26 protein-coding genes are annotated in these 25,652 nt (G+C 57.1%); 10 read left to right on the top strand and 16 right to left on the bottom strand.

The genetic code is table 11. From position 1 onward, the window contains the following. Positions 1-9 precede the first annotated feature (9 nt). From WC600_09025 to WC600_08960, 14 genes are all read right to left on the bottom strand, one after another. Positions 10-774 carry a hypothetical protein gene (locus WC600_09025; protein MFA4902874.1) on the bottom strand — a complete coding sequence of 255 codons (765 nt, stop codon included), beginning with the start codon at positions 772-774 and terminating at the stop codon, positions 10-12. Further along, entirely contained in the window at positions 767-1,099 is a 333-nt protein-coding gene (locus WC600_09020) for a hypothetical protein (protein ID MFA4902873.1), read from the bottom strand. Before WC600_09020 ends, WC600_09025 begins: the two co-directional genes overlap by 8 nt. After that, the gene (locus WC600_09015; GenBank protein MFA4902872.1) at positions 1,096-1,473 is read right to left on the bottom strand and encodes a hypothetical protein; all 378 of its coding nucleotides are present in this window, start codon (positions 1,471-1,473) and stop codon (positions 1,096-1,098) included. The genes WC600_09020 and WC600_09015 overlap by 4 nt, the downstream gene beginning before the upstream one ends. A 130-nt stretch (positions 1,474-1,603) precedes the next feature. Next, positions 1,604-2,899, bottom strand: coding sequence for a hypothetical protein (locus WC600_09010; GenBank protein ID MFA4902871.1), 1,296 nt, complete (start codon positions 2,897-2,899; stop codon positions 1,604-1,606). 21 nt (positions 2,900-2,920) lie between these two features. Beyond that, positions 2,921-3,352: a phage protein Gp37 gene (locus WC600_09005; GenBank protein MFA4902870.1), complete on the bottom strand. Its 432-nt coding sequence runs from the start codon at positions 3,350-3,352 to the stop codon at positions 2,921-2,923. Positions 3,353-3,364: 12 nt separating this feature from the next. Continuing rightward, the gene (locus tag WC600_09000; GenBank protein MFA4902869.1) at positions 3,365-3,787 is read right to left on the bottom strand and encodes a DUF1320 domain-containing protein; all 423 of its coding nucleotides are present in this window, start codon (positions 3,785-3,787) and stop codon (positions 3,365-3,367) included. Positions 3,788-3,947: 160 nt separating this feature from the next. Beyond that, on the bottom strand, positions 3,948-4,844 hold the full coding sequence (locus WC600_08995) for a Mu-like prophage major head subunit gpT family protein (protein ID MFA4902868.1): 897 nt from the start codon (positions 4,842-4,844) through the stop codon (positions 3,948-3,950). Positions 4,845-4,859: 15 nt separating this feature from the next. Then, positions 4,860-5,267: a hypothetical protein gene (locus WC600_08990; GenBank protein ID MFA4902867.1), complete on the bottom strand. Its 408-nt coding sequence runs from the start codon at positions 5,265-5,267 to the stop codon at positions 4,860-4,862. A gap of 145 nt (positions 5,268-5,412) precedes the next feature. After that, positions 5,413-6,441: a phage protease gene (locus tag WC600_08985; GenBank protein MFA4902866.1), complete on the bottom strand. Its 1,029-nt coding sequence runs from the start codon at positions 6,439-6,441 to the stop codon at positions 5,413-5,415. Between the two features lie 12 nt (positions 6,442-6,453). Next, positions 6,454-6,807 carry a hypothetical protein gene (locus WC600_08980; GenBank protein ID MFA4902865.1) on the bottom strand — a complete coding sequence of 118 codons (354 nt, stop codon included), beginning with the start codon at positions 6,805-6,807 and terminating at the stop codon, positions 6,454-6,456. A gap of 54 nt (positions 6,808-6,861) precedes the next feature. Next, complete coding sequence (locus tag WC600_08975) at positions 6,862-8,208, bottom strand: DUF935 family protein (GenBank protein MFA4902864.1); 1,347 nt, start codon at positions 8,206-8,208, stop codon at positions 6,862-6,864. A gap of 106 nt (positions 8,209-8,314) precedes the next feature. Continuing rightward, positions 8,315-9,841: a phage terminase large subunit gene (terL, locus tag WC600_08970; protein MFA4902863.1), complete on the bottom strand. Its 1,527-nt coding sequence runs from the start codon at positions 9,839-9,841 to the stop codon at positions 8,315-8,317. A gap of 244 nt (positions 9,842-10,085) precedes the next feature. Next, positions 10,086-10,613 carry a hypothetical protein gene (locus tag WC600_08965; GenBank protein MFA4902862.1) on the bottom strand — a complete coding sequence of 176 codons (528 nt, stop codon included), beginning with the start codon at positions 10,611-10,613 and terminating at the stop codon, positions 10,086-10,088. Between the two features lie 167 nt (positions 10,614-10,780). Continuing rightward, a complete protein-coding gene (locus tag WC600_08960; GenBank protein ID MFA4902861.1) occupies positions 10,781-10,954 on the bottom strand; it encodes a helix-turn-helix domain-containing protein in 174 nt (57 codons plus the stop codon). 1,092 nt (positions 10,955-12,046) lie between these two features. Here WC600_08960 and WC600_08955 point away from each other — a divergent pair. From WC600_08955 to WC600_08935, 5 genes are all read left to right on the top strand, one after another. After that, on the top strand, positions 12,047-12,235 hold the full coding sequence (locus WC600_08955) for a helix-turn-helix domain-containing protein (GenBank protein ID MFA4902860.1): 189 nt from the start codon (positions 12,047-12,049) through the stop codon (positions 12,233-12,235). Positions 12,236-12,471: 236 nt separating this feature from the next. Beyond that, positions 12,472-14,340, top strand: a complete 1,869-nt coding sequence (ftsH, locus tag WC600_08950) for an ATP-dependent zinc metalloprotease FtsH (protein ID MFA4902859.1) — start codon at positions 12,472-12,474, stop codon at positions 14,338-14,340. 2 nt (positions 14,341-14,342) lie between these two features. After that, positions 14,343-15,254: a dihydropteroate synthase gene (gene folP, locus WC600_08945; protein MFA4902858.1), complete on the top strand. Its 912-nt coding sequence runs from the start codon at positions 14,343-14,345 to the stop codon at positions 15,252-15,254. 823 nt (positions 15,255-16,077) lie between these two features. After that, positions 16,078-16,878 carry a diadenylate cyclase CdaA gene (cdaA, locus tag WC600_08940; protein MFA4902857.1) on the top strand — a complete coding sequence of 267 codons (801 nt, stop codon included), beginning with the start codon at positions 16,078-16,080 and terminating at the stop codon, positions 16,876-16,878. Beyond that, complete coding sequence (locus tag WC600_08935; GenBank protein MFA4902856.1) at positions 16,847-17,764, top strand: CdaR family protein; 918 nt, start codon at positions 16,847-16,849, stop codon at positions 17,762-17,764. Before cdaA ends, WC600_08935 begins: the two co-directional genes overlap by 32 nt. Positions 17,765-17,793: 29 nt before the next feature. Here the strand turns inward: WC600_08935 and WC600_08930 are convergent, their stop codons facing one another. Continuing rightward, positions 17,794-18,006, bottom strand: coding sequence for a helix-turn-helix transcriptional regulator (locus WC600_08930; protein ID MFA4902855.1), 213 nt, complete (start codon positions 18,004-18,006; stop codon positions 17,794-17,796). Between the two features lie 8 nt (positions 18,007-18,014). Continuing rightward, the gene (locus WC600_08925) at positions 18,015-18,551 is read right to left on the bottom strand and encodes a DUF2975 domain-containing protein (GenBank protein MFA4902854.1); all 537 of its coding nucleotides are present in this window, start codon (positions 18,549-18,551) and stop codon (positions 18,015-18,017) included. 320 nt (positions 18,552-18,871) lie between these two features. Here WC600_08925 and uppP point away from each other — a divergent pair, with 320 nt between their 5' ends. The 5 genes from uppP (at position 18,872) to WC600_08900 (ending at position 24,860) form a co-directional block, all read left to right on the top strand. Further along, on the top strand, positions 18,872-19,681 hold the full coding sequence (uppP, locus tag WC600_08920) for an undecaprenyl-diphosphatase UppP (GenBank protein ID MFA4902853.1): 810 nt from the start codon (positions 18,872-18,874) through the stop codon (positions 19,679-19,681). Between the two features lie 396 nt (positions 19,682-20,077). Next, positions 20,078-20,776, top strand: coding sequence for a PEP-CTERM sorting domain-containing protein (locus WC600_08915; protein ID MFA4902852.1), 699 nt, complete (start codon positions 20,078-20,080; stop codon positions 20,774-20,776). A gap of 234 nt (positions 20,777-21,010) precedes the next feature. Continuing rightward, positions 21,011-21,334: a hypothetical protein gene (locus WC600_08910; protein MFA4902851.1), complete on the top strand. Its 324-nt coding sequence runs from the start codon at positions 21,011-21,013 to the stop codon at positions 21,332-21,334. A gap of 316 nt (positions 21,335-21,650) precedes the next feature. Continuing rightward, positions 21,651-22,676, top strand: coding sequence for a cation diffusion facilitator family transporter (locus tag WC600_08905; protein ID MFA4902850.1), 1,026 nt, complete (start codon positions 21,651-21,653; stop codon positions 22,674-22,676). A gap of 435 nt (positions 22,677-23,111) precedes the next feature. After that, the gene (locus WC600_08900; protein ID MFA4902849.1) at positions 23,112-24,860 is read left to right on the top strand and encodes an FAD-dependent oxidoreductase; all 1,749 of its coding nucleotides are present in this window, start codon (positions 23,112-23,114) and stop codon (positions 24,858-24,860) included. The last annotated feature ends 792 nt before the right edge of the window (positions 24,861-25,652 follow it).

Here is a 25,652-nt window from a genome sequence, read left to right as displayed (position 1 = left end):
CTCCCCTCCTTACCAGCGCCGGTTCGCTTCTTGCCTTAAGGCCGGCATCAGGTGCCGCTGCACCACCCGATCCCAGTCCAGCCCCGCCACCCCGGAGGCATCCAGGGCTTGGACCTGAATGGTCACATTAAAGCCGGGTGCGGTTTTGCCTCCGCCATCGAACTTACCGGTCCGCAGGGCCTCAAAGTTTTTCTCGCCCAGGCGGGCCATACTCTCCCGCGGGAGGACCCCCTCGCCTTTCTGGGCCAGGATGAGCTGCTCGTCAGCCATGAGGGTCCCCGGGGAGATCACCATGCCCTGGTGGGCCTCCACGATCCCGCCTTCATGAAATATGCCGCCGAAATCCAGGACCCCGCCCAAAAGCGACAAGGGGCTGCCACCGCCACCACCGCCAAAGCTCCCTGCGGTCGTTCCCCAGGCGCCCGCTACTTTGGTCAGGGTATTGAGGAAGTTTTCCCCCCACTGGTCCACGGACCCCGAGACCGCCGTCAGGTTTTGCTGCCAGCTCTGACCCATGAGATCGGCCGCGGCTTGTCCTTGCGCGGCCATCGCCGTAAACTGGCTGCCGGACACCGCGGCCATTTGGTCCAGGTTGGACTGCCAATCCTGGGATAAGCTGCTCCAACTTTCATGAAGGGCCTGGGCCTCGCGAGCCCAAACAGATAGGCGGGCCTGCCCGTATTGCTGGCTGATGTTCAGCAGCTCTTCCTGATAGGCGCGGTAATCTTGCAGCTTTTTCTGGTGCGTAGTGCTTTGCGTTTTCGTTTTAGCCATGTTGTCCTCGCTGGACTCCTTCCAAAACCCGGCGTACCGTCCCCATGAGGAGCCAGGTTTCGAGGCTGAGATCGTTGGCTTTGAAAGGGTAACCGGCCCGGCTCAACTGATACAGGAAGACCAGGTGCCAGGTCCAGGGGGAGATGGCCTCCGGGCGCACCCGCTCGGCGCACGCCCCACAGGCCCAATCCGCAAAGGCCCCGCTCTCCGTCCGGCACCTTTGCCGCTCCTCCTCATTGCAGAGCCGTCCGCTGGCCAGCATCTGCAACTCTTTATTCAGCGGCCAGTCCTGGCGCTCCTCTCCGGAAGCCTTCTCCAATCTCACTCTTGCTCCCTTTGGGCTACCACCCGCATGCCTTCGAACACTTGTTGGGCCAGGTACGATACCAGGTCCGGGGCATCATTGGCGAGACGCTCTTTCCAATCGGGATGCCGGGCCGGGTCCAGGGGGATCTCTTCGCCCTCTGCATGCATGACAAAATCCCCTGCCTCAAACCCGGTGAGGATTTCCAGCCCGAAGCCCAGCCGCGTCTCCCCCAGGCAAAATCGCCGTTCTCCATTTTCCAGGCGGAAGGCGGAAAGCTGGTAGGCCACCCGCTCTTCCGAGGTCGGCCGCCGGTAATACAGGTTGATTACCGACCCGGAGACCGGGTCCTGGATCGCCAGCATGTGGCGTTGTTCTCCCAAAAGTCTCGCCATGTTATCTCCACCGTCCTTATTCCCCCCTTTATCAAAGGGGGGGTAGGGGGGATTTTGTTAACCGTCTGGAAATCCCCCTAAATCCCCCTTTTCCAAAGGGGGACTTTGTGCGGCCTTAGGCCGTCAGGTGCTATGCTACGTAACTGCTCACCTGGTTCTGGACGTAAGCCACCACCGACCCGTAAGTGTCATCTTCCAGGACCGCAAACTCCACCTCTTCCCCCAAACGCCGCTGGTACACCTTTACCGTGGTTCCCAGCACCGCCACCCGAGGAAAAACCAGTTCCACCTGATAGTTGACCCCCGGCGCAAATTCCGGACCCGTGGCCTTCAAAGAGATCCCCAAGGTGTCGTTGTCTTTCAGGTTTTGGGCTAGTATAAAGTCCCGAAAATCTTTATCGAATTTCAGGCTCTGTTCCCGTCCGGTCCTGAAGGCGCGGTTGGCGTAATTGCCCCCGGCTCCCGGCGTGGACTCCGGCGTCAGGTTGTTTTTCAAAATCCAGGTGACGCCCCTAAGTTCCGTGGTCAACGGATACCCGCCTTGAAAGCTCGTGCCGTTAAAGCGCCCTCCCACGGTGACATTCAACTGATTCACCTTCAAGGGCGGCTCTTCCACCCGGGGGGGCAGGTTCATCCAGCCGCTCTCGCCGGGGACATAGTAGACCCGGTAGCTGGTGCTCTCCCCGGTCGCTCCCGGCGCAGTAATGGTGATGACTCCGGGGGTCGTTGCAGTCACGGCCTGGTAGGCCACTTCCTCCCAGGCCTGGGTGGTGGGATTCAGCACCTGCACCGCCTGGACGTTACTCAGGAGTTCCGCCGGCGTTTCCCCGGTCACCCCGTTGGCCGCCAGGGTCAGGCTGGTGGCATTGTAGGCCGCGGCTATCTCCTCCATCAGGGTGTTATCCACCACTTTGCCGCTGCCTTTGACGGTCCCGCTGATCTTGGCCCAGCCGTCCTTGCTGAAGTCCATTCTGACTTGATCGATGAAACAGGAGGCGAAGCGCCGTTTCATCACCTGGCGGCCGAAACGCATGGCCGCGGTAAAAGATGGATTAGACCGGGCCGCGTCCACCTCCCCGGATTGGGGGGCGATGGTGTGCCGGAAGCCGCTGGTCCCGGCCGGAGCGGTGGCGACTGCACCCAGGCCGTAGCCCAGCAGAAAACCGAAATGCTGCGGCTGGGCCCGGGAAAAGGTCAGGGTGCCCACCACTTTGCCCCCGAAATCATGGAGCCGGTCGGCTTCCTCTTTGCCAGTGACCTCCTCCCGGTTCAGGTTTTTCACGGCTTGGTAGTTGAGCACCGTATTCAGGTCCACGAGCATCGTGGTATCCAACTCCTGCTCGATGTTCATGGCCACTTCCTGCCTTTGAGCCGATACCGCCAGCAGATTATGGGTGGCCAAAAAATTCCGGATGGACCGGGTCATGATTCTCTCTCCTCGTCAGCTTCACAGATCCTGCACCATGGCAGTGCCATAGTGGGCGGCGTATACGGAAAATTCCTGGTTATTCAATAACGGCTCTTCCTTGATGAGATTGAAGGGTTGCAGGTCCAGCCCCAGGTCTTGATGCCACAAGGCTTCTCGCACCCCTGCCAATATCAGGTTGACTCCGTTTGCCGCGCGCTGTTTAGGGGAACCTCCCCGAGCCACCACGAAAATGGTAAATTCCAGGGTGAGGTCATAGGAGCCCAGGGTGACCTGCTCCCCCTGGCTCTGGCGCAACTGCACCAAAACTGCAGGAAAACGCCAGTACTCCTGGGTCAGGTCGTCCAGCCAATCCCCCTGGTAGGCGGCCAGGGTCTTGACCTGGCCGGTCAGTTCCTGCTCCAGGGCTCCCAGCACCGCTTCTTCCACCGTCGTCCAAAGATCGTTGGCCATAGATGCAATCCCTTACCAATCCGTCAGGGTATTCCGGGTAAAGCACCGGACCGCGCTGGAAGAGTCAATCAGCTCTTTCGCTACCGTGGGTGGCTCCCCTCCCGGACCCATAATCACTGCCTGTCCGGCCGTCACCTGCTTCAAAAAGGCCACCGCAGCTTCATACTTTTGCTGTCGCACCGGCCGCATGATGCTGTGTCGGGAATACAAGTGGTAGATCGCCAAGTCCACCGACAGGGCCTTGACCTGGTCCGGAGTGGGGGAGATGGGCACCACATATTTAACCCCCAGGTATGAGTCGATCTCGGCATCGGCCTTGTTGATGGCATCAGCGATGATGATGCTGTCAGGGACTTCGCCTGATTCCACCGTCAATTCGGTCAGGTCTTCCTCAGGGATCATCTTGAGCAGGTCGTCTTCGGTACAATAAGCCATGTTTTCCTCTCTGATGAGATCCGCCTGCCGTCAAGGATGGTTACGCGGCTGCCCATCTTTGCCCCATTCCAAAGGTCATTTGGGGCCTGTTCCTGAAGATCGGGGAGGGCGGCGGTTAAGCCGCCTCCCCGGTAGGGCGGGCGTCCCCGCCCGCCAACCTTTAACCCAATTCCGGCACCACCAGGAGTTCCGCTGTCCCCTGCCAGATATTGGTTTTGTAGCCGCCGTTGACCGCGTCGCCAACGATAAACTGCGCCTGCAAAATCTCCCGGGCCGACTCCTCCAGGGAAGGGGGCACCACGAGTAAGCTAGGCCTGATCCCCAGGGGCCGGCCGTCGGCATTCTTCACCGACATCATGGCGGCTCGGGCTGCAGCGTACGTGGTGGCAGAGAGATCATCCTTCCTGGCATAGGCGAGCTGCCACAGGCCATAAGCCGCCGCGCCCCGGTAGTCCACGCCGTAGCGCAATTTCTTCCGCATGAAGGCGTGTTCGTCATCTGACCTGTCCATGCGCACCAGTTGGACTTCCCGCCGCAACTGAAAGATAAACGGCTTGACGGCCCGGCTGGTGTCCAGGAGGAACCACGGGGTGCTGCCTCCGTCGGTGAAGTTGGACGCGGTCCCCTCCCCCACGGGATGAGCCGCGGAGAAAAAGTTCTGGCCGTCATAACACGGTGTGGCAAAAGCCCCATTCAGCAAGTCCCCGATCAATTTCTCCGGGTGCTTCCGGGCTTCCTGGGCCAGGGCCGCCACGATGGGATTGTAAAATCCCAACTGGTCGTCTTCGATGTCATTCCGGTCCACCTCGATGGTGGCTTCCCAATCCTTGGTTTCCACCTGAAAGGCCTTGGGTTCCAGCGAACTGATCTGCCGATCCCCGATCCACTCCCGGACCATCGGGAAATCCAGGAGGAACTTGTAATCCATAATCCGGGTAGTGGCCGGCACCGTCATGGCCACCTGTTCGTACCAGGTCTGGGTATCCTGGAAGGCGGTGTTGAACACGGCGGTGAACCCCGTGTACAGTCGCGCTAAGCTCTCTACGTTGACAATCATGCGTGTTTCCTCCCGTTATTTGGCGATGTCGATCCAGCCCTTGGTAGCCGAGACATATTTGACCAACTGGCCCACTTTGATGTGATTGGTGGTGCCGGCAGTGTCATCAAAGGTGTGGTCATCGGTGACTTCCATCTCCGTTCCCACCATGGCCTGGGTGATGGACGCAGCGTCGAACTCGAACACCCCGGCTCGCCGCAGATTCACACTTTGGCCGCCGTTACTCCCGCCGCTGTTGTCCACCTGTTCCATGGCCACCCCGGCGAACCGGTGGCCGGCGGTGTCCGCTGCCGGCACTGCATATCCCGTGGCATTGACACATACCAGGGAGCCGGCGAAAATTTTTGTGTTGGTTGCTACCGGGTAATCCACCTCAATACCTTCCCGGTAAGGGGTAGCCCGGTCACGGGTTAAAGCTGACATATCCTTCTACCTCCGCTTGTTTTGGTTTTCAGTTTTCGGTTAAAAATCTTGGCCCATTCATTTACTGACCACTGCTCTATCGGTTTCCCACATCAGGTCTTATGTTCCAGGTCAGGTTTCCAGGAAAAATATTAGCCTTTGACCCCTAATCCCTAATCCCTGACCCCTGCTCTTTGGCCCTGAGAAACGCTTCTGCCGAGACGTTCAAGGAGCGGCAAATGGCCAGTTCCTCCGGGACCAGGCTATACTCCCCGTCAAAGGGGTCTTTCTTAAGCTGCAATTCCTCGCCGGTGGGTACCAGTTTCGGTGCCCGCTGCGCATAAGTTTTGAAACCTTCGGGGTCCCGGCGGCAATATTCCAGGGCCCAACCGCGTTGCGCCGGACTGACCTTACCGGTCTTCAGGGCTTCTTCCACGGATCGCTCCGTGGTTTCTTCCACCAGACGGGCCTTGAGGCTCTGCACTTCCTCTTCGGCCTTGTGCAAGCGCACCACCGCGGCTTTGTGAGCTTCCACCGCTCCCTTGAGTTGAGCCACGGTGGCATCATCCGGAAGATTCAAGATCGCACCCAAGTCCCGAAAGGCCTCCAGCGCCTTGTCACAGACCGTGCTTTCTTCCACCTCGGACGTAAGCCCCATGAGGCGTTTGAGTTTTTCCACCATCATCGGCTTCTCCTTTACCGGGTCCATCTCCATCATCGGGGTTTTAAACTCCAGGGCCGCGGGCTTGGCCTCACCCCCCCACCGGGCCACCAGAGGCGGCAGATGATTGATGGCCGGCACGTTGGTCAAACCCACGTGCATCAAAGCCGTGGGCCTACGGGTTTCCTGGTCCAGTCGCAGCACGGGCGAAAAGTAACGATACTCCCGCTGCGCCAGGTATTCCCGGGCCTGCTGGGTCCAATCCACCCGGGCCCAGAGCCCGTCGCTCCTGGCCTCCAGGTCCTTGATCCAGCCGGCCGCCGGGGCCCGCTCTCCGTTCAGGGATTGGTGTTCGTAATCGATCACCAGATCGATCCCCCGGGTCCGGAATGCCGCCACCATGGAGTCCAGGGACGCTTCGTCCACCATAAAGGGCTCCCGGTGGTCCGCCAATTCCACTTTGCCCAGGGGGAGCACCCTGATCCACTCGGGCAGGACTGCAGACTGGTTTTTGCTACCTTCGTTAGGCGCCATGGTCTTCCCCCTTTACTCCGAGCCTTTCATTGAGACTTTGTCGAGGGCGGCGCTCCCTTCGGCTACCCCTGCAGCCTGAGCCAATTGCTTGGCCTCTTGAGCCTGCAGTTCCAACTGCTTGGCCTGACCGGGATTTGGACACCACTGCTTCTGGAGTTCTCCCGCCAGCAGCAGAGTAGTATCCGCAGCCACTACCGCCTGTTTTGCGGTCTCGTTGCGGTCCAGATCCTGCCTGATCAACGGATCATAGAAGCTCTGCACCAGCGCCATGGAGTCGTGCACCTTCTGGAACATCCCCGGATTATTGCAGCAACCGCCGCTGAGCCATGCCAGAGCCACCACCCATAGCCACATGCCTTTCCTCATGAGTCCTATCCTCCTCTTCGGGGCGGACGTCCCCGCCCGCCTCCCCATATTAGCTTATGAACTGCTGCCCTTACCCGCGGCCCCGGCCATTGGAATGCCGAACCGTTCAGCCACGTGTTCCATATCCACGGGGAACCCCATGGCCGCCAGATTACGGAAAACTTCGGACAACGCCTTCAGGTCTTCCTCCTCTTCAAACCTGAAGCGGAACCAGGGCACCGGCTTGTCCCAGCCGAAGTTGAATCCCACCAGGGGACGCAACAGTTGTTCCCGCAGGGTGGCGGCCAGGGCCTGGGAGTCGGCGTCCACCAGATCCCGGCGCACCTGCCCTTGGACCCTGGCTGCGGCATACGTGCCCGTGGACCCCGCCGTGTCAGTGGTCAAAGTTTGCCCCAATACCGCCTTGGACATCTCCCGGTTGCAAAATTCCGCCATGAGTTGATAGGGATTGGCCCCTCCCGCCCGGGCAGCTTCCACAAATTGAATCTCGGTGGACTTGCTGATCACGCCCGCGGCATCGGACCCCAGGTTCCGGATGGCCGTAACCAGCGCCTCCCGATCCGCCGGCGAAGCCGTGGCGTCATACTTCCCCAGCCGGAGCGGCATACCGAACACTTCGTTGAATGCCGCCCAGTCCTTCATGGCAAAATTTTTGAGGAGATACATCCAGCCCACCACCCTGAGGACCCCCGACCGGTTGGCGTAACCGCTCCGGGCCTTGTAGCGGTGGTAGATGACCTTCCAAAGTGGTGGCGTCACTCCTTGAAAGTTGGCTTCCGAGGTCATCAGGCGCGGCTTCCAATCTTCGCCAAAAGTCACCTTTTTCTGGGGAATCCACCTCAGCTCCGACACCGTTGCCACTCCGCCCGTCACTTCCCAGAGGATTTCGTTCAATGCGAACCCCTTGCCAGTGGCGTCCAACAGGTCCAGGAGGGCCTCCTCCAGGTTGGGGATGCCGTAGACGATCTCCCCCACCCGCGCCGCGATCTCTTCATCCTCCGGAGTCTTAGCGAAGGGCATCACCTCGTAGTCCTTGCTCAACACGGCCATCTTCCGGGTCTGCAGGATAGCCGCCAGATGGGAGTCCTTCTCCTCCATCTCCTCAAACAGCTCCATCTGCCGATACACGTTGCCCTGATCCGCCTCCCGGAAGATTCCCGATAGGCGGCTGGGCGTCAGTCCCGAGCTGGGGTAACTACTCCAGCGTTCCAACAGGCTTACTGCCGACAGTTCCCGGGTTTCCGGCTTCACCGTCTCTTTAAACAGCCTTCCGAATAAATCCTTCAGCCCCATGTTGTCCTCGCCCCGGTAGGGCGGGCGTCCCCGCCCGCCGTCCCGGTAGGGCGGGCGTCCTCGCCCGCCGTCCCTTGGTAGAACGGGCGTCCCCGCCCGTCTTCGCACGTCTTATACCAATTCGCATTCAAACGGTGGCACAGGCGTCTCGCCTGTGCAGGCGCAGGCTATAGCCTGCGTCTACCCAACATTGCTCTTTGAATGCAACTCGGTATTAATAAGCCCCTGCGCTCGTGAAATGCCGCGTCTTTAAGGGGGTGAACTTCGGCGCTTCTCCCGTCGGCACATTCTGGGTCAGCGTCACCGCTCCTTCTAACGCGTCCGGCCCATCGTCGTGCAGCGTCCGGGAGGGGAAAAATAGCAACTGTTCCACCAGCAGTTCCTGGTCCGAGTGCCCGCGGATGAAGCGTATCTTGCCCCGCTCCAACAGCGGCGACAGGCCGGCCACCCGCGTTTCCTTGGCAATGCGGTGGGTCACCCCTTTCACGGGCAATATCTGGCTGCGCTCCTGCCCCAAACGGTCGAAGTCCTTGAGCAGCAGCCGCTGAAAGAGGTTGTCCTCTACCCCCACCACCTGATAGCCGTATTGTTGGTGCCGGTTATAAATCGTCCGCATAACCTGCTCTAAAGTGGTCTTCTGGATTACCGCGTCCATCACGTAAAACACCATTTCCCGGCGGCACCACCCCACGGTGATAAAAGCCTTGTAATCTGAAGTGGCCCCGGTCTCCAAAGATGGATCAAAGAAACCCGTCACCACCAACTCCCGGTCCTTCAGACTGTCCGGATGATAGTAATGAATCCATTCTTCCTTGAAAAAGCCGCCGTCCGGCGCCGGTTCGTTCATCTTCTCCCGGTTAAAAGCCACACTGCCCATCAACTGCTTTTGCAGCTTAAGGCGGGCCACCGGGTGCCGCGCCTCCCACAACGAGGTCCCGTCATCCTGGTAAGCCCGGTAAACCTGCCGTTGGAAATTACAGTAGGGTTCATCCGGGCTGGTCAACATCTGGTGCAGGGCACTGCGCCACCGCAGAATGGTGCCGATGATCATCAGGGTGCCTCGGGCGTCCAGAGCCGGATAGACCGTGGATTTCACCCAATCTAACAAGGCCTGGACGATCTCGGGATTGCGCACGTTGGTATCGTTTTCCATGTCGTCCAGGATGGCCAAATCCGGCCGATACTGCTTGTGCTTGAGACCCCGGAGCCGCTGTCCCCGCCCCCGGGCTTTCACCCGGATGTCATTCAACGTGACGAAATCATCCACCGGCTTATTGCCTTTCACCAGTTCACCGAAATCCTGCTGCAATCTTTCGTTGTAGAGCAGCTCCAGGTAGATGTAGCCGGTGAGATCCGAGGCCAAATCTTCGGTGTCGCTGGCGATCAGGATGAAATGCCGCTTCCGGAAACAGATTTGATGGAGCACGTAGCCGAAGGTGCACACCGTGGTTTTGGCGAATTCCCGGGGGGCGGCCACCACCATGGGGGTCACCACGTCGCCGTCCCTCTGCTCCAGCATCCGCACCAGTTCATAGTGGAAGGGCGCTGGGGCGTGGGGAAAATAATGAGGGAGATAAGTGCGGCAAAAATAGAGCGGATCACCAGCGGCCCGTTTCAGGCGCTGCTTTTGTTTTTCTTCGCTGTCCGCCCAAAAGGGCATCACTTCCAGCGATAGCCGGTTCAGGATCTTGTCGGCCCGCTTGCGAAACTCGCTTTTGGTCAGCTTTTTATTTAAAGTCATTGCACTTCCTTGTGCCGGTGTGGCAGGCATCCATGCCCGCCATAAGAATCATTCGTTTCCCATCGTGACCATCTTGAGGGGGGCGCTCTAGACCCCGCCTGCGGTCCTTAAAAAAGGGCTTCCGTGCGGTAGGGCGGGCGTCCCGCCCGCCTCCTTCCCATTGCTAAAAGTTCCTTCCTTATCCCCTCTCCCCTTGAGGGGAGAGAGTTAGGGTGAGGGGTGCGAATAAGACAAAACCTCGCCTTCACAGATCCTCTTCCAATTGCCGGAAAAACTCCTGCACCCGGAATGAAATTCGCTTCAATTCATCCTGATCCGTCACGAAGCCCCGCAAAAAATCGCTGAATCGGTCCATCACTTCCAGGGCCGCCGCCCGCAGGTCCCATCCCTGGCTGCACAGGCGGTCGAGAAGAGTCACAATCTTGGTCAGCTCATCCAGTTCCTGCGTCTTCAGGTCGCCTCTGACAATGATCTTTCCGGCCTTTTCCCGCAGGACCCCCTTCAAGGCTTCTCCCAGCCATCGGGGTGATACCGGCACCTGCCGCCGCTTTTCTTCCCATTGCCCTTCCTGGTGCCATTTCTTCAAAGTCTGAAGGGCCACCGGGACCAGATCCTTAATCTCTTCTAATTCTTTTCCTGCCAGGAATTGCGACTGGGCATCCTCCCAGTACAAATCCCGCTTACCTTTTTTCGCCTTTTTCTTGTTTTCCGTCATGGCTGCCTGGATATCAATAATAGTCGGTTCAATCTCCAGCACACCTGGAACAGCCATCCCCAACGCTCTTACTTATCTAAAACTAGGGACCACCATCCGTACCTCCACATCAGATTCAGTTTTATCCATGCCTTACCAGATCGGCGTAACCTCTTTGCTTTCTGCTGTTACTCGGTGGCCGGCGCTCCGGCCCCCGGCTATACGGTAATTTGCCTCAATCACCCTTAATAAACCTCGGCCATCCTCTCGTTTACTGCGCTTTCCAGGATTCTGACCGTTCCCCCGGTGATCTGGACGCCCTTGAGCTTGCCCTCCCAAAACCACCGGTATACCGTGGAGCGGGACACCGCCAGGCGGTTGGCCACTTCCCTGGGCCGCATCAGCCGTTCTTGGATCATCGCTTGTTCCTCCCTTTCTTGGCGCAGATGCCAACTCTCTATTCAAGATTCGTGCAACCTTAAGGACACTTGTCCCAACTTGTCACAAATCCCCAGATTTCCCTGCCTCAGAGGCCCTCTGAGCCCCCTTGCCTGGGGAGCAAAAAGGACCAAAGGCCGCTCCCTTGAGGGCCGCAAACCCAAGCCTGCCCTAAAGCAGCGGCCTTTGGCCCGCCTGGCGCCTCATGGTGCCAACCTTCGGCCCCGAAAATCTGACCCGTGCCAACTTTTAAGGATTAGCTCCTCTCTTTTGGATCAGGCTGGCTCTACGACACGGCTGGCGGGACCCCAAAGGGTATAGGGCTATTCGGCAATCCCTAGGGGTATTGTCCGAAAGCCCCCCTAATATTAGGGGGCAAATGAACTTATTGAACTATTGGCGCTCCTGAGAGCCTGGAGGGACATTCCCGATCGGAGTGTGCTCTTGACTGCTGCGCTGTGCCCTTGCGAGGCTGATGATTAATCCCGGAAAGTTAGGCGCCGGCTGACGACCCTTCAGGTCCGAAACCCGCGAGCCTTAAGGGATGGGGGTAAAAAGTCCCCCTTTGCAAAAGGGGGATTTAGTCCTGTTACGTTAAGTAATATAAACCTTCCTTAATTCCCCCCTTTTTTAAAGGGGGGTTAGGGGGGATTATTAAATGGTTCCGATATGATAGATGCTATACTTAACGTTTCAGAATTTAGGGGGATTTGGATTTTCACGGTAAAAGCCTGTGGCTACCAAATTATCTGTTTGAACGCATATCCTTACGAGGAGTGAAAAGACAAATTTCCGGCAACAGATAAACAGAAAGAGATATAGCGTTTGCCAAAAGTTTTTTCCGTAATAGGAGATACTTTAACACCCCAAATCCCCCCTACCCCCCTTGGTAAAGGGGGGAACTATAAGGAATTACTTATAAAGTCCCCCTTTGAAAACGGGGGATTTAGGGGGATTTAAAAATCAGCCAGCGGCATAAAATTATGGCAAACGCTATAAATGGCACCCGCTTTGCATAAACAGGTCGCCAGAAGGCTCAAGGAAGAGCAACCCGCACCGCAAGGAGGCTATACATGGAATTAGTCAGTAGTAATAAGCGGTTTTTTCGGCCCGATGAAGCGGCCGCCATTCTGGTTCTCTCCCGCCGCACCGTCTACCGGATGATGCGCGATGGCCGGATCAATGGGGTCAAATATGGTCGCGGCCCCTGGCGCATTCCCCGGGAAAGTCTGGCCAGCCTGCTGCCGGGAGAGACGTTTTAGATCCACCTGACTTCGCTCCTCCTTTCTATCGATACCCCCCCTAACCCCAGGTCCCGCTCTTTTCCGTCAGGCTAGGAAAAGAGCGGGACTTGGACCCCCTTCCCGGGCTCTCCCGCCTCGCCTCAAGCCTGGACCAGAATGCTCCTTGCATTTTTCCTCCGTTAGCCTTAAAATAAACTTTGGTGAATTCGATAAAATCGACATTCTTCTAGCTTCCGTATATGCCTAAGGACCCAATGAATAACCGTTTAAGCCCCTTTTATAAGAATATCGCCTTGTGGCTGCTCATTACCCTGGTAATGATCTTCCTCTTTAACTACTTCAACAGCGTGGAGCACGCCCGCGGCAAAGCTACCATCAATTACAGCAAATTCATCGAACTGGTGAAAGACGACAAAGTCACCCGGGTTACCCTCCAAGGCGATGAAATTGCCGGCGAAATGGAAGACGGCAAGGCCTTTAAAAGTTATGCCCCCTCCGATCCGGATTTGATCAAGCTGCTCCAGGCCAAAAAGGTGGAGATCACTGCCAAGCCCAGGGATGATTCTCCCTGGTATACCACCCTGCTGATTTCCTGGTTGCCCATGTTGGTCCTGGTGGGCATCTGGATCTTTTTCATGCGCCAGATGCAGGCCGGCGGCGGCAAAGCCATGTCTTTCGGCAAAAGCCGGGCTCGCCTCATGACGGAAAACACCGTCAAGATCACCTTCGCTGATGTGGCCGGCATCGAGGAAGCCAAGGAAGAGGTCTCGGAAATCATCGATTTCCTCAAAGATCCCAAGAAGTTCACCCGCCTGGGCGGTCGCATCCCCAAGGGTGTCCTTCTGGTGGGAGCGCCGGGTACCGGTAAAACCCTCCTGGCCCGGGCCATCGCCGGGGAAGCCGGCGTGCCTTTTTTCAGCATCAGCGGCTCCGATTTCGTTGAGATGTTCGTGGGTGTCGGCGCTGCCCGGGTGCGAGACCTGTTTATTCAGGGCAAGAAAAGTGCCCCCTGCATCATCTTCATCGATGAAATTGACGCCGTGGGCCGCCATCGGGGCGCCGGTTTGGGCGGCGGCCACGATGAGCGGGAGCAAACCTTAAACCAGCTTTTGGTCGAGATGGACGGGTTCGAGGCCAATGAAGGCGTAATCCTCATTGCCGCCACCAACCGCCCGGACGTCCTCGACCCGGCTTTGTTGCGGCCCGGCCGCTTCGACCGCCAGGTGGTGGTCCCGGTCCCCGACGTCAGAGGACGTGAGGCCATCCTCAAGGTCCACACCCGCCGTACCCCCTTGGCCGACTCGGTGGAACTTTCTATCCTGGCCCGGGGCACACCCGGTTTTTCCGGCGCAGACCTCGAGAACCTGGCCAACGAAGCCGCTCTGCTTGCCGCCCGCCGCGGCAGTGATACGGTCACCATGCCTGATTTCGAACAGGCTAAAGATAAGGTCCTCATGGGCTCCGAACGGCGCAGCCTCATTTTGACTGAGAGCGAACGCATCAACACCGCCTACCACGAGGCCGGTCATACCCTGGTGGCCAAGGTCATGCCGGGCACCGACCCCATTCACAAGGTCACCATCATTCCCCGAGGACGCGCCTTGGGCCTCACCCAGCAGTTACCCCTGGATGAACGCCACACCTACCCCAAGGAATATCTTTCCGGCACCCTGACCGTGTTATTGGGAGGTCGGGCCGCCGAGGAACTGATCTTTCAGCATTTCACCACTGGCGCCGGCAACGACCTGGAACGGTCCACCGATTTGGCCCGCAAGATGGTCTGCAATTGGGGCATGAGCGACGAACTCGGCCCTGTAACCTTCGGCAAGCGGGACGAACACATCTTTTTGGGCCGGGAAATCTCCCAATCCAAAGATTTCAGTGAAGAAACCGCCCGGGTCATCGACCACGCCATCAAGAACCTGGTTCTCAGCGCCTATAATCAGGCCAGGGACATTTTGACCGAGAATCGGGCCCAACTCGAAGCCCTGGCCCAAGGGCTCCTTGAGAAGGAAACCCTGGACTCAAACGATATCGACCGGATTCTGAACTCTTTCAAGCCGCCGGACGAACCCCTTGAACCCCCGGAAGTTACGGCCTCACTGACGCTCCAGCAGGCGTAACCATGGCGGGCCTGGTGTCTCACTCCGGCCCCGCGGGGATGCCATCGCGTCGCCAGATCTGGGCGGACCTTCTGGCTGCGCCACGCCCGCTGATCATGGGGGTGCTCAACATCACCCCCGACTCCTTTGCCGACGGCGGCCGCTTCTTTGATCATGCCGCGGCCCTGGCCCAGGCCCGGGCCCTGGTGGCGGCCGGCGCCGACATCCTGGACATCGGCGGTGAATCCACCCGTCCCTTCGCCGACCCCGTGCCCCTTGAGGAAGAACTGCGCCGGGTCTTGCCGGTCATCGACGCCATTCTCCCTGAGATCACCATCCCCATCTCCATCGATACTTACAAGGCGCCGGTGGCTAAAGCCGCGCTTACGAAAGGCGCCACCCTGATCAACGACATCAGCGCCTTAACCTTCGACCCGGATATGGCCTCCCTGGCCGCCGAATATCAGGCTCCGGTGGTCTTGATGCACATGCAGGGCACCCCCCGGGATATGCAGCGCCAGCCGCACTACCACAATTTGCTGGGGGAAATTCGGGCCTTCTTTCAGGAACGCTTGGACTTCGCCGCATCCCAGGGGATACCGGCCGACCTCCTGGTCCTGGACCCCGGCATCGGGTTTGGCAAAACCGGGGAACACAACCTGGAAATCTTGAACCACCTGGATGTCTTCCTTGATTTGGGCGTCCCCCTCCTGCTGGGTCCCTCCCGGAAAGCCTTTATTGGCCGCATCACCGGGCAGCCCGCCGGAGAGGAGCGCGACATCGGCACCCTGGCGGCTCTGGCCATCTCGGTGCTGCGCGGCGCCAAGATCGTCCGCACCCACAACGTGGCCTATGCCCAACAATTCCTGGCCGTACTGGAAGCGATCCGCTCCACCCCGGCGGCAACAGCCGCTTGTTCGGCTGCTGAAAAATAGCTTTTTGTCATTCTGATACCAATTCGCATTCAAACGGTGGCACAGGCGTCTCGCCTGTGCAGGCGCAGGAATAGCCTGCGCCTACCCGACATTGCTCTTTGAATGCAACTCGGTATGAGGCAACGAAAGATCTCACAAAGAGCGCCCCAAAAGCCAGCCCAGTAATTCCCCCCTTTGGAAAAGGGGGGTTAGGGCCAATGCTGTTCACTTAAGCATTTGTAGGGGTGGGGTCTCCCCGCCCTGGTTCGAAAAATGGCATGGGCCGGGTGGGAAAACCCCGCTCCTGCATCCGAATAGACATGGCCAATGCTTAAGTGAACAGTATTGGGGTTAGGGGAGATTTCTATTAACCCCATAAAATCCCTTAAGTTCCGTCCTAACTGTAGTTGGTATAATGGTGCGCCCTGCGCATTACTGTACCCACAAGCTTAACGTTTTTGGCCCGTGGCCCTTCAAAAGAAGATGTAGGGTGCGCCCTGCGCACCATTTTACAGCGCTTTGCCAAAAGAGATTCTTGCAAAAGTCTCTTTGTGGTCGAATCCTTATGGGTGCTTATAAATTCACCGGTAGCACAGGCTTTCCAGCCTGTGCTCATGCAGGTTAAACATACATGGCCGCAAGCTGCCACCCCTGAGGGATGAAACCCTCCCTTCCCCCTTTATTTAAAGGGGGCTTTTAAAGTTCCCCTTTGGAAAAGGGGGATTTAGGGGGATTTGGATTTTCACGGTAAAGCCTGCGACTACATAATGCCCGGCAATTTTGCAAGCGGCTCTGTTGGCAATGAGTATACTAGTCTCAGGAAAGGACTCGCTCTTACCCCATCATGTGGCAATTTCTCGGTAATCTGCGCTGGCAGGATGGTGTGGACATCATTCTGGTGGCCATCATCATTTACCAGGTGGTACTGGTGCTCCGCGGCACCCAGGCCATCCAGGTCTTGGCCGGGCTCTTCCTCCTGTTCCTGGCTTATCTGGTGGCTCGCCAATTGGAGTTCTTTACCCTGGAATGGCTCCTGGATATCATCGTCAAAAGCTTTGTGCTCATTGTCATCATTCTGTTTCAGGCCGACATCCGCCGGGTTCTCAGCCGCATGGGCAAAAAAGCCCTGGCCCCTACCGGCATCCAAGCCCCGGTCACGGCTGAAGAAGTCTGTGATGCCGCCGACACCCTGGCTTCTCGCCACATGGGCGCCCTCATCATCATGGAGCGCTACATCGGCTTGTCAGATTTTGTCGATAGCGCCATCAAATTGGATGCCCTGGTTTCCAAAGAGTTGCTGGTTTCGTTGTTCTGGCCCCACAACCCCACCCATGACGGTGCGGTCATCATCCAGGGGGACCGGGCCGTGGCGGCGGGTTGCCTGATGCCGTTGTCCCGCAACCCCAACCTGGACCCTACCCTGGGCACCCGTCACCGGGCCGCGGTGGGAATCACCGAGCAAAGCGATGCCCTGGCCCTGGTGGTCTCCGAAACCTCCGGACAGATCTCCCTGGCGCAAGGGGGCAAATTGCGACGCGACCTTACCCGGCTGCAACTCCGCCAGGCCCTCCGGGACCTCCTGGAAACCCCGGCCCACCATAAAGGAAATTGGCTTGACAAGCTGGTTCGGCACCTTAAAGCGTAACAGGCTCCTGAAACTCCTTTCCATTTTGTTGGCCGTGGCTCTGTGGTTTGCGGTCAGCGGTGAGGAGCGCACCGAGACCACGCTCAACATGGCCCTGGAAATGGTCAATATCCAGCCTAATCTCATGGTCACCAGTGAGGTGCCGCCGACCATCCAGGTCCGGGTTGTGGGTCCCCGTTCCATCGTTAACAGTCTCTCCCAGACCCGCCAAACCGAAACTTTGGACCTCGCCGGCTATAAAGGCGGGCGTCACACCTTCTATCTCGGCCCCAACAGTTTCGCTTTGCCGCGAGGGGTGCAGGTCATCCGCATGCAACCCAATCCCATCAACCTGACCCTGGCCAGCACCATGACTCGGACCTTGCCCATCAAACCGGTCTTGGAGAACAACCCTCCCGAGGGTTACGAGGTCATCAGCGCCCAAACCAAACCTGCCCAGGTAACGGTAAAAGGACCTCATTCTGAACTGGACGAATTGAATTCCATTCCCACTCTTCCCATTGACCTGTTGCATCTGAAGGAAAACACCATCATCGCCACGGACCTGGACTTTAAGAACCTCCATCTGTCCTTGAAAGAGCCAATCCCCATCCTGGCCGATATCCAGATCGGCCCCAAAACCCTTACCCGGACTTTTTCCGGGGTTCCCGTGTTTTCTGAGCCCCCGTTAACCCGGATATCTCCCACTCAGGTGACCCTCACCATCAAAGGCCCTTGGCCCCAGGTGCAGAGTCTCAAGGCAGAAGACCTCAAGGCCCGGGTGGACACGCAAAACCTGAGCCCCGGCCGCCACCGCGTCAATGTCTCCGTGGACTTGCCCGGCGGCCTCAGCCTGGTGCGCTCTAAGCCCACCATCGTGACCGTGACCGTAGCCAAGTCTTCCTGATTCCTGGCGACTTTGTCCTGAGCATGTGGTCAGGAGTCAGTCTCTCGGTATTCCAGGATATCTCCAGGCTGACAACCTAAGTATGCGCAGATGGAATTCAAGGTCGATAACCGAATTCCTTTCACTTTTCCGGTTTTGATCAGCGATAGATTTTGCTCGGTGATGCCGACATACTCAGCCAGTTCTTTTGATTTGACCTTCCGTTTGGCAAGAATGACGTCCAAATTAATTATGATAGTCATAGCAATTCCTAGATGATAAGCGCCTGGTCTTCCTGAATCTTTCGACCTTCATCCATCACCCAGGAGATGATCAGCACCACGATGCCCACGAATACCGCGGCGAAGTCTGCTGAACCGAACCCCACTGTGATTACCCTCGTCCCTGGTGTTTTGTCCAATGTCAGGACCATGCTCAACAATGAATTTCTCACCACATCGCACCCCACCCAAACGATCAGCGTCCGGCCCAGACTGCGAAAACATCTCACATGCCGCTCGGTGAATATCAAGCCTTTTTCATAGAGCCGGAATAGTCCTTCAAGTTTTTGCAAACCGTAAATGATAGCCACCATGGGAATCATATCGGCCAGGAAGGCCAGAAACCGCGTCAGGCGGGGAAGATCATGATCCACGCGCACCGGCAAAGGAACCAATGGCCCCATGCCATAGAGCTGATTGAAGAAAGTCCAAAAGACCCCATATATTATCGGCAGGCAGATAATCAACCATTTACAGGTAATCCTTAACTTGCGGCTCACGCTTATGATGCGTTGGGTATTCTCCATGGCTCAACTCCTCCTCCGCGCTGGGTTCGATGAGGCTCAATGCCTGAATCTTGCTTTCCTTTGCACCTGGCTTCTCCCTGTTGCCTCTGCCATGAGAAAAGTGGGAAAGCAACTAAACGATTTTCAAACTACCGCAATTTTATCCAATTGCAGCGCTTCGTCAAGATAAAATTATCGTTAAACGATAAATAATGATTGTTTTATTTTATTGCCGACCACTTGCGGAACTAGTGCGTTTATCGGAATGAATTGATAAAATATTTTTGGCTCCAACTTTTTCAGATTGCCTGCGCTCCTTTCCCGTGATACATTCCGCAACTATGCACCCCCTCATAGCTCTCCTGCTCGGCGTGGTTCAGGGTATTACCGAATTCTTACCCATCTCCAGTTCAGCCCACCTGGCCCTCTTGGAGCGTTACCTGCACGTTGAGGCCGGCGGCCTGGGGTTCGACATTCTCCTGCACGTAGGCACGCTGTTCGCTCTGGTGGCCTATTTCTACCGGGACTGGCTGGATATGTTCCACGCCTTCATCTCGCCCTCCCGCTATAACCGCCCGGAACGCAAGATGCTGTTCTTCCTCATTGTGTCCACCATTCCCGGGGCCCTGGCCGGGTTGTTCCTGGAAAAGCAGGCCGAGACCATCTTCCGGGAGCCGACCCGCATCGCCATCCTTCTGGGCGCCGTGGGATTGCTCCTCATTCTGGGCGAGATCATGGCCCGGCATATCCGCCGCCTGGACGGGATGACCTTAAAGGACTCTATTCTGATCGGCATCTCCCAGGCCTTCGCCATCATGCCCGGGGTCTCCCGCAGCGGCATCACTATGACCACGGGCCTCTTTTTGGGCTTCAACCGCCGCTCCGCCGCCCGCTTCTCCTTTTTGATGTCCACCCCGATTATTGCCGGCGCCGGCCTTCACCACCTCCCCAAGTGGATTAACGAACCCGCCGGGACCCTTCCCCTTTTGCCTGCCACCCTGGGCTTTTTAGCCGCGGTGATCTCCAGCTACCTTACCATCAAGTACCTGCTGCGCTTCCTCCAACACCACACCTTTATCCCCTTCGCCATTTACCGTCTCATCCTGGCCGCGGTGATTCTGGTCATGGTCTTTAAGTACCCTGCTTCATAAGCAAAGCCCCGCTTAACTCATAGCGTTTGCCAAAAGTTCTTTCCTTCTATTCCCCTCTCCCCTTGCGGGCCTTGCGGGAGGTCAGGGTTTTTTTTAACAATGAGTATAAATTGCATTATTTTAAATTAAAATTAGCTTAATAGTTTACTAATTTATATAAATATAATTGATTATTATTTAAATTAATTATATTATGGGGCAGCAATGGAAAGCCATGGGTATTAAGGATTGAGATACCAAGGTGCCTGTTGGAGGCATCCTGATTTTCTTGTAAAGGAGGGAACACCCGCAGTCCAGAGAGGAAACTTAAACTTTGTCGGCCTGTTTGGATCTGGCGGAAAACTATCGCCAGGCCTGCCTCAATTGGCGAAGAATCGTAGACCCCAAGGAGGTTGTATGCGACATCTCAAAATCAGTATGCTTGCCTTGGCTTTGATCGTCATTTTTGCCGTGGGTACCGCCATGGCGACCCCCATTAAATCCTATACCCCGGTTCTTACCGGAGGCTCCCTCATCGACTTTGAGGGCTTTTCCGAAGGAACCCTGATCGACACCCAATATCCGGGGGTAACCTTTGGCCAGGCGCCTTTGGCTGGCCGCCCCCAAATCGATGTGTTTCCCTGGCTCTTTGGGTACGGCGCCAGTTCGGGGGATCACGTTCTGACCGGCAGCACGGAAGGCGGCTATTCATCCCCGACCATAGCAGGCATTACTGCCGCTTTTGCCACTTTACAATCTGCCGTCCAGATTTTTCTGTCTGACACCGCCCCCTTGGGGGATTATACGGTCACAGCCTATGATGCCGGTCACAGTGTCTTGGAAAGTCTCACCGTCCTGGCTTCGGAGACCCTGCCGCCTGGGTATTCCGGCGGCTTCTTCCCTCCTCCCGGCACCTTCCCCCTCCCGGGGATTTTTGTGGGCTTTGAGCGCCTCACCGCTGATATCGCCTCCATCCAGATTGGGCCAAGTTCCGCTGCCAGTGATGCCTTCGCAGTCGACGACCTTCGGTATGCAGCTATTCCTTTGCCATCAACCATGCTGCTCCTGGGTTCCGGGCTGACCGGTCTATTGGCCTGGAGGCGGCGTCGGCAGTAAGTCATCCCTCATCGGATTTTTCCCAAGGCGCCGGGTTCCATCCCGGCGCTTCCCGTTTATCCGAAATCGGCTCCTCCACCCCAATAGAACCAAACAATTCTTATCTGTAGTGCTACCCTTCGCTCCTCCACTCAGCCCCACAAAGTCTTTGACAACAAATTTCCCCTGAACTATATTTAATAACTATCTTGCGCATAATTTCACAAATTCCCCGAGACCTATCCCGGAGCCTCTATGTTCGACGGCCTGAACTATATCACCCTCTACTGGTTGTCCGGTTTCGGCGATCCCAAGTACGAAATCTGGGAGGCCAAGAAAGCCACCATCCAGCGTACCCCCGATTCCTTGACCTTCAGCCTTTATCTCGCCTGGCCCCTGGAAGAGGCCGATGAAGGCCATCTGATCATCCGGCAAAGGGACTCCGGCCTCACCCTGGAAACCGATTGGTTCCCCGAAGAAGAGTTCGACCTGCACCCCTTCTTTTCATCGGATCAGGAAGAAATAATACTCAAGGGAGTTTTTGAACGGGAGAACATCTTCATACATTTTCATAAGTAACCAACGCTCTTAACGGTCTGGCTGCGAAAATTTCCTTTTCCGTCAAACCTGACGCTCCTGGAGGCTTTTCCATTGCCTGATTATATGGTAGGTATTGAAGTACATATAGCGTTTGCCAAAAGTTTTTTCCGTAAATAGGAGATACTTTAACACCCCAAATCTCCCCTAAGCCCCCTTTGGTAAATTGGGGAACTATAAGGAATTACTTATAAAGTCCCCCTTTGAAAAAGGGGGATTTAGGGGGATTTAAAAATCAGCCAACGGCATAAATTTATGGCAAACGCTATAAAAGTTTAATTTCCCTTATAATGCGTCCGTGAACTCCCAGACAAACGTCAACCTCAGAAATCACCTCCTGGCCATCTCCGCCTCTCTGCTCATCGGCGCGGGTCTGATGGCCATCAAGTTCACAGCCTTCTATTTCACCAATTCCGCCGCCATCCTCTCCGACGCCCTGGAGTCCATTATCAACGTGGTGGCCGCCGGCTTCGCCCTGGTCAGTATCCTCGTGGCCGCCAAGAGGCCCGATCCCGCTCACCCGTACGGCCACGGCAAAGTCGAGCATTTTTCCGCCGGCTTTGAAGGAGCCCTCATCGTTTTTGCAGCCCTCGGCATCTTCTATGCGGCATGGCCCCGTCTTTTCCACCCCCAGGCCATTCCCAAACTGGAAGAGGGTCTGATCCTCATTGTAGGTGCAGCCCTGGTTAACCTTATCCTGGGCGCCATCCTGCTCGTTGTCGGCCGGCGCACCAAATCCATCGTCCTGGTCGCCGATGGCAAGCACATCCTCACCGATGTCTACACCACCGCTGGGGTCGTCCTGGGCCTGGTCGGCGTTTATTTTACCGGTTGGAATTGGCTGGATGGCGCCGTGGCCATCCTGGTGGGGCTGAATATCCTGGTGACCGGAGCCCGGTTGGTTCACCAGGCCGGAGCCGCCCTTATGGACACCTCCGACCCTGAACTCTTAGAAGAGATCTGCCGGGTGATCGCCGAGCACCGCCGCCCCATGTGGATCGATATCCATCAACTGCGCGCCCGCCGGTCCGGTACTCACGTCTTTATGGACTTCCACCTTATCCTGCCCCGGGACCTTTCCCTGGAAGTCAGTCACGATGAGGTAAAAAAGCTGGAAAATATTCTCGATGATTACTTCCGGGGCCAGGCTGATATCCTCATCCATGCCGATCCTTGCATGGAACCGGAGTGCCCCATCTGCGGCCACGACCTCTGTGAGCATCGCCGGGAGGACACCAGGATGCAGCTCCTCTGGCGGCGAGACACCCTCACCTGCAACGGCCGCCATAAAAACCCGGGCAAGTCCGATCCTCCGGAAAAATAATTTTATCGGTTCCACTTTTTCCCCTCTCCCCAATGGTAGGGTGAGGGGTTAATAAGAAAAAACTTTTGAGCCTCTTGCAAAAGTCGCGTTGCAGTCGAAATCTTATCTGGGCGTTGATAAATTCCCCGGTGGCACAGGCGTCTCGCCTGTGCGAATCGAAGTCCCCCTTTGAAAAAGGGGGATTTAGTTTAGGGGGATTTGGATTTAACCTCGTTCCCAAGTTGTACTTGGGAACGTCACTTTCAGCCCAAGCTCAGCTTGGGCTCCTCTTATCCCCCCCTTTGCCAAAGGGGGGTTAGGGGGGATTTCTCTGCCAGCGGCATAAATTTATGGCAAACGCAATAAAAGCCAGCATTCGGCATAAACCTATGGAAGCGCTCTATCAGCAGCCCAATGGGTGGCAGCGCAGCCTGGTTTAGCCAGAGAGGAACTCATATGGAGCACAAACGCATAGTCATCATCGGGGCCGTGGCCTTGGGGCCCAAGGTCGCTTGCCGCGTCAAACGCCTGCGCCCCGATTTCACCGTCACCATGATTGATCAAGGCGAGTACATCTCCTACGGCGGCTGCGGCATTCCTTACTATATCTCCGGTGACTTAAGCGATATCAAGGAGCTGATGAGCACCAGCTTCCATATGCTGCGGACGCCGGAATTTTTTGAGGGCGCCAAAGACGTCCAGGTCCGCACCCGAACCCGGGCCCTGGCCATCGACCGGGCGGCCAAACTGGTGCGCGTCCGCGACCTGGAATCCGGCCAGGAGGAAGACCTCCCCTATGACGAGCTGGTCCTGGCCACCGGCAGTCGCCCTCGCCCCCTTCCTGTCCCCGGGGCCGATCTTCCGGGGGTCATGAATGTCTCCAATCTTACCGCGGCCATGGCCGTCCGGGACCAAATCTCCAAGGGCCAGGTGGGCTCCGCCGTAATCATCGGGGCCGGCGCCATCGGGATTGAGATGGCCGAAGCCTTGACCGACCTTTGGGGTTTGGAGACCACCCTGGTGGAGATCACTCCCCAGGTCCTCCCCGGCGTCCTGGAAGCCGGAATGGCCCGCATGGTCCAAAAACATCTCCAGGGCAAGGGTGTCGCACTTCACCTTAAGGAGTCCATTAAGGAAATCCGGCCTCACTCCGGCGGCGGCGCTGCCCTGGAAGTGGTCACCGATAATGCCGTCCTCCCTGCCGACCTGGTCATCTCCGCGGTGGGCGCGGTGCCCAACTCCGAGCTGGCCGGCCAAGCCGGCCTCTTGGTTGGACCCGATGGCGGCATCAAAGTCAACCGCCGCCTTCAGACCTCAGACCCCCACATTTATGCCGGCGGTGACTGCATCGACAACCACCACCTCATCACCGGCAAATCCGTCTATTTCCCTTCCGGGTCTCTGGCCAACCGCCAGGGCCGCGTCATCGGCACCAACCTGGCTGGCGGCCGCGCCACCTTCAATGGCATCGTCGGCTCCTTCACCCTCAAGACCTTTGATCTGGCCGTGGCCGGGGCCGGCTTGAACCTTACTACGGCCCTTCGGGAAGGCTTTGATGCCGTCGAGGCCCTGGTCATCCAGGCCGACCGGGCTCATTTCTACCCCACCCAGGACCTCATGTATCTCGCCCTCGTGGCGGACCGCAAAACCCGGCAGCTCTTAGGGGCCCAGGGTATCAGCCACAACGGTGACGCCCTGGTGGGCCGCATCAATAGCATAGCAGCACTCCTGCCCTTCAAGGCCGACTTACAAGACCTCTCCAACCTGGAGGTGGCTTACGCCCCGCCTTTCGCCGCGGCCCTGGATATCGTCAACGCCGTGGCCAACACCCTGGAAAATATCCTGGACGGCTACAACCGTACCATCGAAGTAGCCGAGTTTGAGCAGTGTTTCCTTACCGACAAGGACGCTGACACCCTCTGTCTGGACGTGCGCGGCGCCGCCAACGCTGCGCCCTACGTCGACCTCTTTGGCGACCGCTGGCTCAATATCCCCCAGGAGACCCTGAAAGACCGCTTCAGCGAAATCCCGCCGGATAAACGCCTCCTGGTGGTCTGCAACTCCGGCGTGCGCTCTTATGAAGCCCTGCGCCAGCTCGAAACCGCGGGCCTCTGTAACGCCGTCAACGTCCAAGGCGGCCTCGCGGCCCTAAAAAAATCCGGTGCCTTGGACTTAAGCGAGTCGGAGGAACCAGCTAAAGATTGATCTTGGCAAAGGGCTGCCTCATCTTATCGCGATTGCCAAAAGGTCTTTCTTCTTATTTCCCTCGCCCCTTGTGGGAGAGCGTCAGGGCTAATAAGAAAAACCTTGAGCCTCTTGCAAAAGTCTCGTTGAGGTCGATATCTTAATCTGGGCGTTTATAAATTCCTCGGTGGCACAGGCGTCTCGCCTGTGCTAATCTAAGTCCCCCTTTGGAAAAGGGGGACTTAGATTAGGCAGCAGTGTCCGGTTAGAAAATTGCATGAGGTTGTTCTGCCCCCCTCATACCAAGTTGCGGTCATATAGGTAATTATAGTTTTTGTAGGGGCGGACCTATGTGTCCGCCCTCAGAGTGGTCGCGCATGCAAGTGTGCCTCTACAAAACCGAAGCTATTTTTACTTCTATGAGCGCAACTTGGTATCACCCCAGCCCTCTCCCCCCGAAGCGGGTGGAGAGGGGGTAGGAGATGTGACCGTTTTAGTAACCATAAAGCATTAAATCGGTTCCACTTTTTCCCCTCTCCCCAATGGGGGAGAGGGTTAGGGTGAGGGGGAAGTAATCTTCTCGGAGCCGGAAGTGCGCAGCGAATTTTTAACCTCATTCCCAAGTTGTACTTGGGAACGCCACTTTCCGCCCAAGCGCCGCGAAGGCTCCTCTTATACCAAGTTGCGCTCATACAGGTAATTTTGTTTTTGTAGGGGCGGACCTATGTGTCCGCCCTCATGGTGGCCGAACATGCAGGTACGATCCTACAAAACCGAAGCTATTTTTACTTCTATGGACGCAACTTGGTATTA

The sequence above is a fragment of the Desulfobaccales bacterium genome, assembly GCA_041648175.1.
Taxonomy (GTDB): Bacteria; Desulfobacterota; Desulfobaccia; order Desulfobaccales; family 0-14-0-80-60-11; genus 0-14-0-80-60-11.
The sequence above is the reverse complement of the archived record's forward strand: the minus strand, read 5'-3'. Positions and strand labels throughout refer to the sequence as shown.